Genomic DNA, 13,622 nt, shown 5'->3' on the forward strand with positions numbered 1-13,622 from the left:
TGCGCCTTGAAGGGTCTCAGCCGCCCGCTAGCTCTTGGCGTCATGAAAGATGCATTGGTGATAGGCGCTTCGGGCGGGATCGGATCCGCGCTGGTGTTGGAGTTGGAAAAGCGCGACGTGCGGGTGACCGGGCTGTCACGGTCTGGCGATAGTCTGGACGTGACGGACGAGGCATCTGTCGAAGCGCATCTGGGGGCGCTCGAGGAAGAGTTCGACCTCGTTTTTGTCGCCACAGGCGCTCTGGAATTGGACGGGCGCGGGCCGGAGAAGTCATTGAAAGAATTGACCGCAGAGGCGATGGAGGCGCAGTTTCGGGTGAACTGCGTAGGCCCGGCGCTGGTGCTGAAGCATGCGGTAAGGCTATTGCCGCGCGACCGGGAATGCCGGTTTGCCGCATTGTCGGCGCGGGTGGGGTCGATCGGGGATAACGGCCTTGGCGGGTGGTACAGCTATCGCACCGCCAAGGCGGCGGTGAACCAGATGATCCACGGTGGGGCGATCGAACTGGCGCGGACGCACAAGCAGTCGATCTGCGTGGCGTTGCATCCCGGAACCGTTGAGACGGCGCTGACCGAGAAGTTCGCGGTGGGACATAATACGGTGACGCCCGAGGAGGCGGCGAAGAACCTTTTGGATGTGCTGGCGCGGCTAACGCCCGAGAATACAGGGCAATTCTATGACTGGGCCGGGGAGGCGGTGCCGTGGTGAAGCGGCTGATCCTGGTGCTGGGGGACCAGCTGAGCCAGAGGCTGTCGGCGCTGCGCGAGGCGGACAAGGAGAGCGACCTCGTGGTCATGGCGGAGGTCGCGGACGAGGCCAGCTACGTCGGGCATCACCCTAAGAAGATCGCGCTGATCTTCTCGGCCATGCGCCATTTTGCCGAGGAACTTCAGGAGGATGGCTGGCACGTTGCCTATGCACGGCTGGGCCAAGAAGGCACGTCGAAGTCCATCGTCGGCGAGTTGATGCGGCGCGGGCAAGAGCATGACACGACCGAGGTGATCGCCACCCAGCCGGGGGAGTGGCGGCTGGTCGAGGCGCTGCAGAATGCGCCGTTGAAGGTCACGGTGCTGCCGGACGACCGTTTCGTGGCCTCGCTGGGCGAATTCAATTCTTGGGCTGAGGGCCGCAAGTCTTTGAGGATGGAGTATTTTTATCGCGAAATGCGCCGAAAGACGGGGCTGATGATGGAAGGGGATGAGCCGGCAGGAGAGAAATGGAATTACGACCACGAGAACCGCAAGCCGGCCTCGGGGGACATGCTGCGCTCGAAGCCTATGGCGTTTACGCCGGACGAGGTCACCGAGGAGGTGCTCGATCTGGTCGAGGAGAAATTCGGCAGCAATTTCGGTGTATTGCGCCCTTTTACTTATGCAGTGACCCGCAGCCAGGCGCTGCGGGCGCTGGACCATTTCGCCAAGAACCTGCTGGACTGTTTCGGCGATTACCAGGACGCGATGCTGCAGGACGACCGGTTCCTGCACCATTCGCTGTTATCTCAGTATTTGAACATCGGATTGCTGGATCCTGTGGAAATCTGCACCCGTGTGGAAGAGGAATGGAAAGCCGGGAATGTGCCGATCAACGCCGCGGAGGGGTTCATCCGGCAGATCATCGGATGGCGGGAATACGTGCGGGGGATCTATTTTCGGGAGGGTCCGGACTATGTGACGCGCAATGCGTTGGGGCATTCGAGGGACTTGCCGTGGATGTATTGGGGGGGCGAGACGCATATGAACTGTGTCGGCCATGCCGTTGATCAGACACGGGAATCGGCCTATGCGCATCACATTCAAAGGCTGATGGTGACAGGCAATTTTGCCTTGTTGGCAGGGGTGGACCCGTACCAGGTGCATGAATGGTACCTGGCGGTTTACCATGATGCCTATGAATGGGTGGAGGCGCCGAACACGATCGGGATGAGCCAGTTCGCGGATGACGGCATCATCGCGTCGAAGCCTTATGTCAGTTCGGGCAATTACATCGACAAGATGTCGGATTATTGCGGATCCTGTGCCTATTCGGTGAAGGAAAGGACGGGCGAAAAAGCGTGTCCTTTCAACCTGTTGTATTGGGACTTTCTTGTGCGCCACCGGGAGAAGTTCGCCAGCAATCCGCGGATGGCGCAGATGTATGCCACCTGGGACCGGATGAAGGATGACCGCAAGGAGGCTGTCCTGAAGGGGGCGAAACGGATCCTGGACCGGCTGGATGCGGGCGAGGTGGTGTGAGGGGGCGAATCACGGGTTAACGGGGCGGAGTTCCGGGCGAACCGGACGTCGGTATTGCGTCGGTATTCGGGTGGTATGGCGACGGTGCGTATTTCCGCGATTTGGCGGGTTAACGGGGCGCGCGGTGTTTGTGGTTTGTTAACCGGGTGACGCGTGGGTTTTCACCCACCCTACGCCGGCGCTTGACCTTTGATCGGGATATGGACGGGAACCGGGGCGGGGGAAACGGCGCGTGGGTTCGCGTGCCGGTATCCCGGGGGTACAGCGGCGGTGCGAGCCTTGTGGTTTGGTGGGTTAACGGGGCGTGCGGAGTTTGCGGTTTATTAGTCGGGGGACATCGCGGCATCCCGGGCTTGAGCCGGGATCACTTGGGGCTGTGTCGCGCGCGGCGTGGAGGTCCCGGATCAAGTCCGGGACGGGCGCGCGGGGTCAGTTGTTCTCTCCGGTGGTCTCGTCGTCGGTGCCTTCGGTCTCGGGCTCGGGTTCCGTGTCGGTCGTGGCCTCTGACTCCGTCTCCGTCTCCGCCTCTGTCTGTGTCTCGGGGGTGGGGTCGGCGACATCGGATGACGTTGGGCCGGTTTCTTCGCCGGAGGCCTCGGGTGTGGCCTCGGTGGCGGGCGGCTCGGCCGCGGCCTCCTCATCGGTCACGATGGTGGTTTGCTCGGCCAGCGCACCGTCGGACCATTCGCCGGTCGCCTCTTCGCCCGTGGCGTAGCGCATGGTGCCGGTGCCCTGCCGTTTGCCGTTCTCGAACGTCCCCTCGTAGACGTCGCCGTTGGTGTAGGTCGCCACGCCCTGGCCCGAGATCTCGCCGTTCCGCCACTCGCCTTCGTAGACGAAGCCGTCGGGCATGGTGATCTTGCCGGTGCCGTGGCGCTGGCCCTCGCGGAACTCGCCTACGTAGACCGTGCCGTCGGCATAGGTGGCGGTGCCCTGACCATGCCGCTGGCCATCCTGCCAAGCGCCTTCGTAGCGGTAGCCGTCAGGATAGGTCATCACGCCCTGGCCGTGGTTCTTGGCATTCTCGAACTCGCCCTCGTAGACGAGACCGTTGGGGTAGGTCGCCTTGCCCGTGCCGTCGATCACGCCACCGGACCACTCGCCCTCGTAGGTGGAGCCGTCGGGATAGGTGACCTTGCCCACGCCATTGGCGAGGTCGTCGCGAAACTGACCTTCATACACCGAGCCGTCGGGATAGGTGACGGTGCCTTCGCCAGAGATCTTGCCGGCAACCCAGGAGCCTTCGTAGCGGTAGCCGTCGGAGCCTGTGAAGGTGCCCTGTCCGTGGCGGCTGTCATCGGCAAACTCGCCCTCGTAGACATCGCCGTTGTTGTAGACCACGCGGCCCTGGCCCTCGCGGCGGCCGGCAACGAGATCGCCTTCGTAGACATCGCCGTTGGGCTGGGTGAGCTTGCCGGTGCCGTTGATCTGCCCTTCGGACCAGGTGCCTTCGTAGATCAGCCCGTCGGGCATGGTCAGCGTGCCTTCGCCGTCGCGGGCGCCGCGCTTGACCTCGCCTTCATAGACTGCACCGTCGGGGTAGGTGATGGTCGCCGTGCCTTCCTTGACGCCGTTGACCCAGTCTCCGTCGTAGATATAGCCGCCGGGGCTTTCCATGCGGCCGCGGCCGTGGTGCTGGGCGTTGCGGAAGCCGCCCTCGTAGCGGACGCCGTTGGCATAGACCGCCACGCCCTCGCCGGTGATCTTGCCGTCTTCCCAGGTGCCCTCGTATGTGCCGCCGTCTGAGAAGGTGATCTTGCCCACGCCCTCGGGCTTGCCCTTGGCGAACTCGCCCTCGTAGACCGAGCCATTGGGGAAGCGGGCGGTGCCGGTGCCGCGGATCTCGCCATCGACCCACTCGCCGGAATATTCATAGCCGTTGGGAAGCGTATAGGTGCCGGTGCCGTGCTGAAGCCCGTTGCGGAACGTGCCCTCGTAGATGCCGCCATCGTCATACTGCTTGGTCTGGACGTCGTCCTCCTGCGCGAGGGCGGGGCCGGACAGCCCCAGCATCGCGGCGAGGACGATAGATGTGACGGTTCTGCTTTGCATGTCTGCCCACTCACCCCGGTTCGAGACAACCCCCCAATGGGTCCAAGAGAACGTAATTGACGCGGGCAGGGCTGACAACGGCTTTTCCCGGTTTCGGCTTTCCCTCGCGCGTCACTCTGTTAAATCGAGAGGGAGCGATGAATTGCGAGGGTTTGAGGCGCATGGCGGATCGGTTTCGCGTGACATTGGCACAGCTGAACGCCACGGTGGGCGACCTTGAGGGCAACGCCGCGCTGGCGCGCAAGGCGTGGGAGGCGGGCCGCGACGCCGGGGCCGACCTTGTGGCGCTGCCCGAGATGTTCATCACCGGCTACAACACGCAGGACCTGATCAAGAAGCCGGTGTTTCACCAGGCGGCGATCGCCACGATCGAGGCGTTGGCGCAGGAGTGCGCCGTCGGCCCCGCGCTGGCAATCGGCGGTCCTGCGCTGGAAGGCGCGGAGCTTTACAATGCCTATTACATCCTGAAGGGCGGCAGTATCACCGCCTGCGTGCTGAAGCATCACCTGCCCAACGAGACTGTGTTCGACGAGGTGAGGCTGTATGCGCAGGGCGACGTGATGGGGCCCTATGCGGTGAACGGCGTGCGCATCGGCAGCCCCATCTGCGAGGACAGCTGGCACGAGGACGTGCCCGAGACGCTGGCCGAGACGGGGGCGGAGTTTCTGCTGATCCCCAACGGGTCGCCCTACTACCGCGGCAAGCTGGAGCTTCGGCACATGTTGATGGTGAACCGGGTGGTGGAGACCGGGTTGCCGCTGATCTACCTGAACCTGGTGGGCGCACAGGACGACCAAGTTTTCGATGGCGGTACGTTCGCGCTGAACCCCGGAGGGGGGCTGGCGGTGCAGATGCCGCTGATGCAGGAGGATATCGCGCATATCGACCTGGTGCGGGGCGACGACGGCTGGCGGATCGAGACGGGGGCGCTGGCGCATATACCCGACACGCTGGAGACGGATTACCACGCGATGGTGCTGGCCCTGCGGGATTACATGCGCAAGACGGGGTTCGGCAAGGTGCTGCTGGGCCTGTCGGGGGGCGTGGACAGTGCGATTGTCGCGACCATCGCGGTGGATGCGCTGGGGGCGGAGAACGTTCGCTGCGTGATGCTGCCGTCGGAATATACCTCGCAAGGCTCGCTCGACGATGCCAAGGCGTGCGCAGAGGCGCTGGGCGCGCGGTATGATTTCGTGCCTATCGCCGAGGGGCGGGCGGCGATCACGAACACGCTGGCGCCGCTCTTTCAGGGGACCGACGCCGGGATCACCGAGGAGAACATCCAGTCGCGGCTTCGCGGGCTGTTGTTGATGGCGCTTTCCAACAAGTTCGGAGAGATGCTGTTGACCACCGGCAACAAGTCGGAGGTGGCGGTCGGCTATGCCACGATCTATGGCGACATGGCGGGCGGGTACAACCCGATCAAGGATCTGTACAAGACGCGGGTGTTCGATGTGTGCCGGTGGCGGAACGCCAATCACCGGGACTGGATGATGGGACCCGCGGGCGAGGTTATCCCCGGCAACATCATCACCAAGCCGCCCAGTGCGGAGCTGCGCGAGGACCAGAAGGACAGTGACAGCCTGCCGGACTACCCGGTTCTGGACGGGATATTGCAGATCCTGGTGGACGAGGACGGGTCGATCGAGGATTGCGTCAAGGCGGGGTTCGACCGCGACGATGCGGCGCGGGTGGAGCACCTGATCTACATCAGCGAGTACAAGCGGTTCCAGTCGGCGCCGGGCACGCGGCTGTCGAAGCGGGCGTTCTGGCTGGACCGGCGTTATCCTATCGTGAACCGGTGGCGGGACGGGGGCTGACGCCGCCGGTTTCGCGTGGTCCAGAGGTGTCTGTTACGGCCCGCGCATTGTTCTTTTGCGCGGGACCTTGATTTGACACGTTTTTTCACCCGCGGCGGAGCTGGGCGACGACTAAGAGACGATCGGAAACATGACTGTCACGCTGGATGGCGAGACGATGGAGGTGGTCATTCCCTATGACGTCGAGCGCGAGCGGGCTTATGCGAAGCAGCGGATGATTGTGGGCGCGTCGCTGTCGATCAATGCCGTGGGGCGCATGGTCGACGAGGACGGCACGCCCGGACGCCCGATGGTGCAGGTCACGCTGCTGGAGCAGGGCGGCGAGATGCGGTTGCTTTCGGCGGAGATCTTTGACGACCAGGGCTATGACGCGCCGTTGGCGATGGGGGCTGATGGCGGCGACGGCACGCTGACCGCTCACGAGATGACCGGGGACAACGTTGTGACGGCGACTGTCGAGGGCAGTTTCCTGCGGCTTACGGGCTATACGGACGAGCCGCGCGTGGCCGACGGGGCGGCGCCGGTGGCGGCGACGATCCGCTACGAAGTGGCGCTGGCACCGCTGGAGTGAGGGGCGACGGTGGCCTGCTCATGAGCGGTTTGGCCTGGGAGCCGAGGGCGCTGGCGCCATCGGAGGCCGTGCCTCGAGAACTGGGTCAGGCCGGCGATGGGGTGGTTGGCTGCGAACCACGGCCGGGAACCCGCCATTGCTGCCAGCATGTCAACGAGCGGCGCTTCCTGGGATCTGGTTGCCGACTTGGGAAAGATTGTCGCTGAGGCTGGCACGCTTCGCCGAGACGCACATCGCGGGATGCAACGTCGGTGCCCCTGACATTGCCATTGTCGTTAATTCTTGCCCGATGATCCGGGTTTGCAGCATGAACACCGCAATATCGGCGCTTGCGCAGCAAGTCCTGCGACGCAGGCCTCGAGCGCGCCAGCTAGGGTGAGTGAACTGCGCCAGCCGACAATCGGCAACGACACTCCATCCTCGGCGTCGAATACCCAACCGTACTTCGCGGCGCCTTGGCGATTGACGCACCCGCGGCTGTTGCCTCACCGGCGATTGCGGTCAGCCTGGCGGCCCGGCAACGACACGCATCCTGAAAGCGAGGAAAGCATAATGATCACCCTTACCGTGAACGGAACGGAGCACAGTTTCGATGGCGACCGCGAAATGCCATTGCTGTGGTATCTGCGCGACGAACTGGGACTGACCGGTACCAAGTTCGGCTGCGGCATGGCCCAATGCGGCGCCTGCACGATCCATCTGGACGGCTATGCGACCTTCGCCTGCATCACTCCCATCTCGATGGCCGAAGGTTCCGACGTGAGCACCATCGAGGGTCTGACCGAGAACGGCGATCATCCGGTGCAGGTGGCCTGGCGCGATCTGAACGTGTCGCAATGCGGATACTGCCAAGCCGGGCAGATCATGCAGGCGGCGGCGCTGGTCGATTCCACGCCCGAGCCGACTGACGAAGACATTGACGCGGTGATGAGCGCGAACCTCTGCCGCTGCGGCACTTATCCGCGCATACGGGCCGCGATCAAGCAGGCCGCACAGGCGAGGACAAAATGATGCAAACAACCCGCATTGCGAATGTCAGCCGCCGTTCTTTGTTGCTGGGCCTGGGTGCCGGCAGTCTTGTTCTGGCCGTGGGCCTGGCCGCCCGCGGTCTCGCGCAGGAGGCGTCTGCCGAGTTCGGCGCCGATGCGATGCCGAACGGATGGCGCGACGACCCCAACGTCTTTGTCTCGATCGACGAGGCCGGCATCGTCACCGTGACCATCCACCGCGCCGAAATGGGACAGGGGGTGCGTACCTCGATTGCCATGGTCGTGGCCGAGGAGTTGGAGGCGGACTGGGACAAAGTCCGCGTGACCCAGGCCCCGGGCGACGAGTCGCGCTTTGGCAACCAGGACACCGACGGATCGCGCAGCCTGCGCCATTTCTTCGATCCCATGCGCCGTGCCGGGGCCTCGGCCCGTGCAATGCTGGAACAGGCCGCTGCCGATGCCTGGGATGTGCCCGTGGCCGAGGTGCGCGCCGAGGGGCACTTTGTGCGCCACGAGGGATCGGACCGCCGCATGGGCTATGGCGAACTGGCCGCCGCCGCCGCCGCCCTGCCAGTTCCCGACCGCGAGGGGGTGCGCCTGAAGGATCCGGCAACCTTCCACTATGTTGGGAAAGGCGACATCGGGCTGGTCGACAACAATGACATAACGCGCGGTACGGCGACCTACGGGATCGATGTCCGCCGCGAGGGGATGCTCTATGCGGTCATCGCCCGCCCGCCGGTCTTTGGCGGTCGCATCTCCAGCGTGGATGAAAGCGCCGCCCTGCAGGTGGCCGGAGTCGAACGGGTCGTCCGTCTGGACCCGCCCGCAATCCCCGCCGAGTTCCGGCCGCTGGGTGGCGTGGCGGTCATCGCCCGCAGCACCTGGGCCGCGATCAAGGGCCGCGAGGCACTGGTCATCGAATGGGATGACGGGCCCCATGGCAGCTATTCCTCGGAAGAGTATAAAACCGAGCTTGAGGCGGCGGTGCAGACCAGCGACGGCAAGCTGATCCTGAACCGGGGCGATGTCGAGACCGCGCTGACCGCGGCGCCGACCCGGGTGGTGGCGGAATACTACATCCCCCATCTGGCGCAGGCGCCGATGGAGCCGCCCGCCGCCGTGGCCGATGTCCGTGACGGAACCTGCGAGGTCTGGGCCTGCGTGCAGGCTCCCCAGGTCACGCGTCTACGTCTGGCGGAACAGATGGAGTTGCCCGAGGAGGACGTGACGGTGAACGTCACGCTGCTGGGCGGCGGTTTCGGGCGCAAGTCCAAGCCCGATTTCGTGCTGGAGGCCGCGATCCTCAGCCGCGAGATGGGGACCCCGGTCAAACTGACCTGGACGCGCGAGGACGATCTGCATCACAGCTACTATCACACCGTTTCGGTCGAGCGGCTGGAAGCGGGGCTGGACCATGCCGGCAAGGCCGTCGCTTGGCTGCACCGCACCGCCGCCCCCACGATCGGGTCGATCTTCGCCCCCGATCCGAAGGAGAAGTTGCCCTTTGAGCTGGGAATGGGCCTGACCAACATGCCGCTGGACATCCCCAATGTCCGGGCCGAAAACCCGCAGGCCCCGGCCCACGTGCGGATCGGATGGTATCGGTCGGTGTCCAACATCCCGCATGCCTTTGCCATCCAGTCGTTTATCGCGGAATTGGCCGATGCGGCGGGCCGCGATCCTCGCGACTATCTGCTCGAGGTGATCGGGCCCGCCCGCCTGATCGACCCGAGCGAGATCGGCGATGTCTGGAACTATGGCGAGAACCCCGACCGCTATCCCATCGACACGGGTCGCCTGCGCAAGGTGACCGAGACGGTGGCAGAGGCAATCGGATGGGGCCGCGAGATGCGTTCGGGCCGGGGCTTGGGACTGGCGGCGCATTACAGCTTCGCCAGCCATGTCGCCGTGGCAGCCGAGGTCGATGTCAAGGACGGCGAGGTGCATATACCGCGGGTCGAGATCGCCATCGACTGCGGCGCAAATGTAAACCCCGACCGCATCCGCTCGCAGATGGAAGGCGCGGTGGTCATGGGTGTGGGTCAGGCCCTCACGACCGAAATGACATTTCATGACGGGCGTGCGCAGCAAGGCAATTTCGACAGCTATCTGATCCCGCGCATGGAGGTCGCGCCACGCGAGATAAACGTGCATCTGGCGTCCTCGGGCGGCTACGATCAGCCCCTGGGGGGTGTGGGCGAACCGGGCTTGCCTCCAGTGGTCCCGGCCATCACAAATGCCATTTTCGCCGCCACCGGGCATCGCATCCGCCGCCTGCCGGTGGCCGATCAACTCCGCAGTTGAGGTGGCGATGCGGAAAATGGATTGAAAACCACGATTTTCAAAGTCTTCGGCGTTTACGGGCGAAAGGCGACAGTCGACGTCAGTTCAGATCTCCAAACAGCGTCGGCAGGAGTTCGGAGACAGTGGGGTGGATCGGCACCGCCCGCACCAGGCTGTCCGCCGGAATGCCGGCGGTCATCAGGTCGAGAACCCCGTGGATCGCCTCGTCACCGCCGGGGCCGAGTATCGCGGCGCCGAGTATCGCGCCCGTATCAGCGTCGACGACCGCTTTCATCAACCCCTGCGTCTCGCCCTTTTCGACGGCGCGGCCAACGCGGGTCATCGGGCGGGTGGCGGTCCGAACCCTGTGTCCGGCGGAACGCGCCTGCGCCTCGGTCAGGCCCGCCCGCCCGAGCGGCGGGTCGATGTAAAGGGCGTAACCCGGCACCCGGTCCGAGACCTTGCGGTCGGCACCCTCGAGGAGGTTCGCAGCGACGATTTCATAGTCGTTCCAACTGGTATGCGTGAAGGCGCCCCGGCCATTGCAATCGCCGAGCGCCCAGATGCCGGACACCGCGGTTTCCAGCCGCTCGTTCACCGGCACGAAGCCGCGCGCATCGGTGGAAAGGCCCGCGGCGTCCAGGCCGAGGTCGTCGGTGTTGGGCGTCCGGCCGACCGCGAGCAGCACATCCGTCCCGTGCACCTCGGGCGCACCCTCGGCACAGCCTATGTGAACGCAGACACCCTCGGGGCCCGGAGCGAGTTTTATGCAGTCCGCGTCAAGCCGTACCTGGATGCCCTCTGCCTCCAGTATGCCCCGTATCGCTTCCGACACTTCCGGATCTTCGCGCGGGATCAGTGCCGGTGCGCGCTCGACGACCGTCACCTCGGCGCCGAAGCGGCGATACATCTGCGCGAATTCGAGACCGATGTAACTTCCGCCGACAATCACCAGGTGCTTGGGCACGCGGTCGAGTTCGAGGATCGTGGTGCTGGTGAGGTGCGGCAACTCGTTCATGCCGGGTATATCCGGCCGGGAGGGACGGGCGCCGACATTGAGAAATATCCGGGGTGCGTTCAGGATCTCGCCATCCACCTCGACCGACCCCGGCGCCACAAACCGAGCCTGTCCTCGGAACAGCGTCAGGCCCTCCATTCCGGTCAACCAGGACTCGAGTCCGTCGCGCGAGGCCCCGACGACGCTGCGCATCCGCGCCCGAACCTGGTGCATGTCGACCTGCGGCGGCGTGGTGCCGATGCCAAACTCCGCTGCCCGCCGAACCACATGCGCGGTACGCGCGGAGGCCACGAGGGTCTTGGTCGGCGTACATCCGGCATTCACACATGTGCCGCCGACGCGCTTTCGCTCGATCAGCGCGACGCTCATTCCGGCTGCCGTCAGACGCGCTGCAAGAGGCGGGCCCGCCTGGCCGGAGCCGACGATCACGGCATCGAATGAACGGGTCACACCGTCACCGCCCGGCCAAAGCAGCAGGGATCGTCCTGACGAGTTCGACCAACAGATCGGACCGGTCGCTCGGCAACTGCGGGTGCCGCACTGTAGCAGGCGCCCGATGCAGTTCGGCCGCCTGGCTGAAACGGGAGACGCGCCGCATCGTTCAACTCCTATTTCGGCAAGTTGCGCCGTGGCACGATAGAGCCGAATCGGCGAAGCGCCAATAGGTGGGGAGCATTGCCCTTCCATGGCGTCGGATCGCCCCCGTCTCGTCACCGGCCTGCAGCCGCACCGCACCCAGCGTCTGGCTGATCGGCATTCCACAAAGTCGCCGCGTGGCGCTTCACGCGGGGATCGTGCGAATCCACGACGAGGGGAGCAGCGCGAGAGGTCTCGACGACGCGGTTCTCGCACGCCACGCGGAATGCGGGCAGCTCCCGGATCGCGCAATAGAGTTCGCGATGCGCGCCGCAAGGTCTGCTGCTGAACGATCCTCCTACGCGCTGGCAAACCGGATGACGGACATCGCGCTGCGCGCCATATCGGGTTCTCCGTCAAGCGATGACGTGTTGAGGCTTGAGGCCGACATTCTGACATGGCGGCGGGCGCTGTTGTGGCGCTTGGCGCAGAAGAAACGGATGGTGGCTGGCCTCGAACAGGCCGAGACGATCGCGCGGAAACTGGGCAATGACCTGCGGCTTGCGCATATCTCGATCCACCGCGCCTATATCCATTCTGCTACAGGGCAAGATGTGGGCGGCCAGGACAGCTATTGTCGAACACCTCGACGCCTGGGACGATAGGCGGCACGCCCTCGACGGGATGATCCATACGCGTTTCGTGATGCTTCAGTTCCACCTTGCGCGCATCCACGCGGCCCTTGGGAACGGGGCGGCCGCTTGGGCCCATGTCGAAAGCTGCGCTACGACCGCGATGGGAAAACCCCACCTCGTAGACCGCATGATTGCCTGCCGCGCGGTCGCGGCGGTCTGTGCGATGGTCGGCGATACCGAAAGGCGATGCAGGCGTCTACAACGGCGCACGCAATCGCCAAAAAAGCCGAATTGCCTGCCTTCATTGCATGGACCGAGGCAGAATTGGCCGAACTTGCGTTGAACTCCGAAAACCCGGAACCGGCCGCCAAGACGTTGCAACGACTCCTGCAGTCTGAGGAACAAAGGCTTGCAACCATAGCTAAGATCAGTGCGCGAGCCGCGCTCGCCTGCGCAGCGCCCCACCATGACGCCGGATCAATTGCGATCCTCCGGAAGGTTCTCGCCGAAGCAGACGCGGTGGACTTGCCTTTGATACGGATGAAGCTCCTGCGTGAAATGGCGTCGCGCCTGCAAGATCAAGCCCCCGATGAAGCCGCCGTCCTGACCAAGTCGGCAGATCGCATCGTCGCGCAAGAGGGCTACGCGACCGCCCTCCTGCCGATCGAGGCGTGCGTCACTCACATGATCGAAGGGCTCGGAAGGCCTGGATGACCTAGATCGAACATGTTCTTGTCTTTCCTTGCCGCGCTGTTTCCGCCTGGGAGATAAGCGGAACCGCATAATGCGTCGAAGTTCACGGGCTCGCAGAAAGCGCTCGTCGTCAAGCAAGCGGAGGACGGGACGTCCGTTGCGGAGGTCTGCTAGGGACCTCTTCTCGCCTCATGTATCTGTCCGGAAGACGACCCTAAAGCGTTCGCAGATCAGATCCTGGTTCTCGTCGCATTCGTAGAATTCGGCGAGGTTCTTTCGCAGGGTTTTCGCGGTGCCGTCCCATTCCCCGTAATCCTGCGCAAAGTCGTTGTCCAGATCGCCGAGCCGGCGCAGCACGACCTCCGTCGTCTTGATGACGGCGACCGGCGCGGAGTCCCCTCGCAGGAGCACGCTCAAGGCCCCCACGTACGGCCATGCCTCGCGGGACGGGTATTCGCTGGGCGGCGAAGAGGTTGCTGTCTTCTGGCCAGAAAGGACGACCGAAGCCCCGTGCTCGGCCGAGGCGGCGGAGGAACCTATCCGCATCACGTCATACAAAACCGGGTTGTCGAAACCGGCTGCCGCGTCACTCGCCAGAAAGCGGTGCCAGAACTCCTCGACTTTCTTTTCCATCTCGTAACGCCTTTCAGGGCAATCGCGCCCCACCGGGGGCACCTCGTTCCTCTCGATCACAATGATGTTCGTCGTGCAACGCTACAACGCCCTGCCTTGGCGTGGTCACTGCTGATTT

General features: G+C 64.4%; 11 protein-coding genes. 8 read left to right on the forward strand and 3 right to left on the reverse strand.

Going from position 1 to position 13,622, the window contains the following annotated elements; translation table 11 throughout:
• Positions 1-42 precede the first annotated feature (42 nt).
• Both RBB31_RS03065 and RBB31_RS03070 read left to right on the forward strand, forming a co-directional pair.
• Positions 43-708 (forward strand): SDR family NAD(P)-dependent oxidoreductase, encoded by a 666-nt coding sequence (locus RBB31_RS03065; protein ID WP_306127780.1) that lies wholly within the window; start codon positions 43-45, stop codon positions 706-708.
• Positions 702-2,231, forward strand: a complete 1,530-nt coding sequence (locus tag RBB31_RS03070) for a cryptochrome/photolyase family protein (RefSeq protein WP_306127781.1) — start codon at positions 702-704, stop codon at positions 2,229-2,231. Before RBB31_RS03065 ends, RBB31_RS03070 begins: the two co-directional genes overlap by 7 nt.
• Before the next feature lie 429 nt (positions 2,232-2,660).
• On the opposite strand, the gene RBB31_RS03075 is transcribed toward RBB31_RS03070, so the two are convergent.
• Positions 2,661-4,283 carry a 2-isopropylmalate synthase gene (locus RBB31_RS03075; RefSeq protein ID WP_371931283.1) on the reverse strand — a complete coding sequence of 541 codons (1,623 nt, stop codon included), beginning with the start codon at positions 4,281-4,283 and terminating at the stop codon, positions 2,661-2,663.
• 161 nt (positions 4,284-4,444) lie between these two features.
• Here RBB31_RS03075 and RBB31_RS03080 point away from each other — a divergent pair, with 161 nt between their 5' ends.
• The 4 genes from RBB31_RS03080 to RBB31_RS03095 all read left to right on the forward strand — a co-directional run bounded on the left by RBB31_RS03080 (position 4,445) and on the right by RBB31_RS03095 (position 9,970).
• Positions 4,445-6,103 (forward strand): NAD+ synthase, encoded by a 1,659-nt coding sequence (locus tag RBB31_RS03080; protein ID WP_306127782.1) that lies wholly within the window; start codon positions 4,445-4,447, stop codon positions 6,101-6,103.
• Between the two features lie 130 nt (positions 6,104-6,233).
• The gene (locus tag RBB31_RS03085; RefSeq protein WP_306127783.1) at positions 6,234-6,674 is read left to right on the forward strand and encodes a hypothetical protein; all 441 of its coding nucleotides are present in this window, start codon (positions 6,234-6,236) and stop codon (positions 6,672-6,674) included.
• 552 nt (positions 6,675-7,226) lie between these two features.
• Entirely contained in the window at positions 7,227-7,685 is a 459-nt protein-coding gene (locus tag RBB31_RS03090; protein WP_306127784.1) for a (2Fe-2S)-binding protein, read from the forward strand.
• Positions 7,685-9,970 carry a xanthine dehydrogenase family protein molybdopterin-binding subunit gene (locus RBB31_RS03095; RefSeq protein WP_306127785.1) on the forward strand — a complete coding sequence of 762 codons (2,286 nt, stop codon included), beginning with the start codon at positions 7,685-7,687 and terminating at the stop codon, positions 9,968-9,970. Before RBB31_RS03090 ends, RBB31_RS03095 begins: the two co-directional genes overlap by 1 nt.
• A 79-nt stretch (positions 9,971-10,049) precedes the next feature.
• Here the strand turns inward: RBB31_RS03095 and RBB31_RS03100 are convergent, their stop codons facing one another.
• The gene (locus tag RBB31_RS03100; protein WP_306127786.1) at positions 10,050-11,417 is read right to left on the reverse strand and encodes an FAD-containing oxidoreductase; all 1,368 of its coding nucleotides are present in this window, start codon (positions 11,415-11,417) and stop codon (positions 10,050-10,052) included.
• Positions 11,418-11,920: 503 nt separating this feature from the next.
• On the opposite strand from RBB31_RS03100, the gene RBB31_RS03105 reads away from it, so the two are divergent.
• Entirely contained in the window at positions 11,921-12,208 is a 288-nt protein-coding gene (locus RBB31_RS03105) for a hypothetical protein (protein ID WP_306127787.1), read from the forward strand.
• 216 nt (positions 12,209-12,424) lie between these two features.
• Positions 12,425-12,892, forward strand: a complete 468-nt coding sequence (locus RBB31_RS03110; RefSeq protein ID WP_306127788.1) for a hypothetical protein — start codon at positions 12,425-12,427, stop codon at positions 12,890-12,892.
• Between the two features lie 168 nt (positions 12,893-13,060).
• Here the strand turns inward: RBB31_RS03110 and RBB31_RS03115 are convergent, their stop codons facing one another.
• Positions 13,061-13,504: an ASCH domain-containing protein gene (locus tag RBB31_RS03115; RefSeq protein WP_306127789.1), complete on the reverse strand. Its 444-nt coding sequence runs from the start codon at positions 13,502-13,504 to the stop codon at positions 13,061-13,063.
• Positions 13,505-13,622: the final 118 nt, after the last annotated feature.

It is taken from the genome of Roseovarius sp. MMSF_3350 (genome assembly GCF_030733425.1).
Classification (GTDB): Bacteria; Pseudomonadota; Alphaproteobacteria; order Rhodobacterales; family Rhodobacteraceae; genus Roseovarius.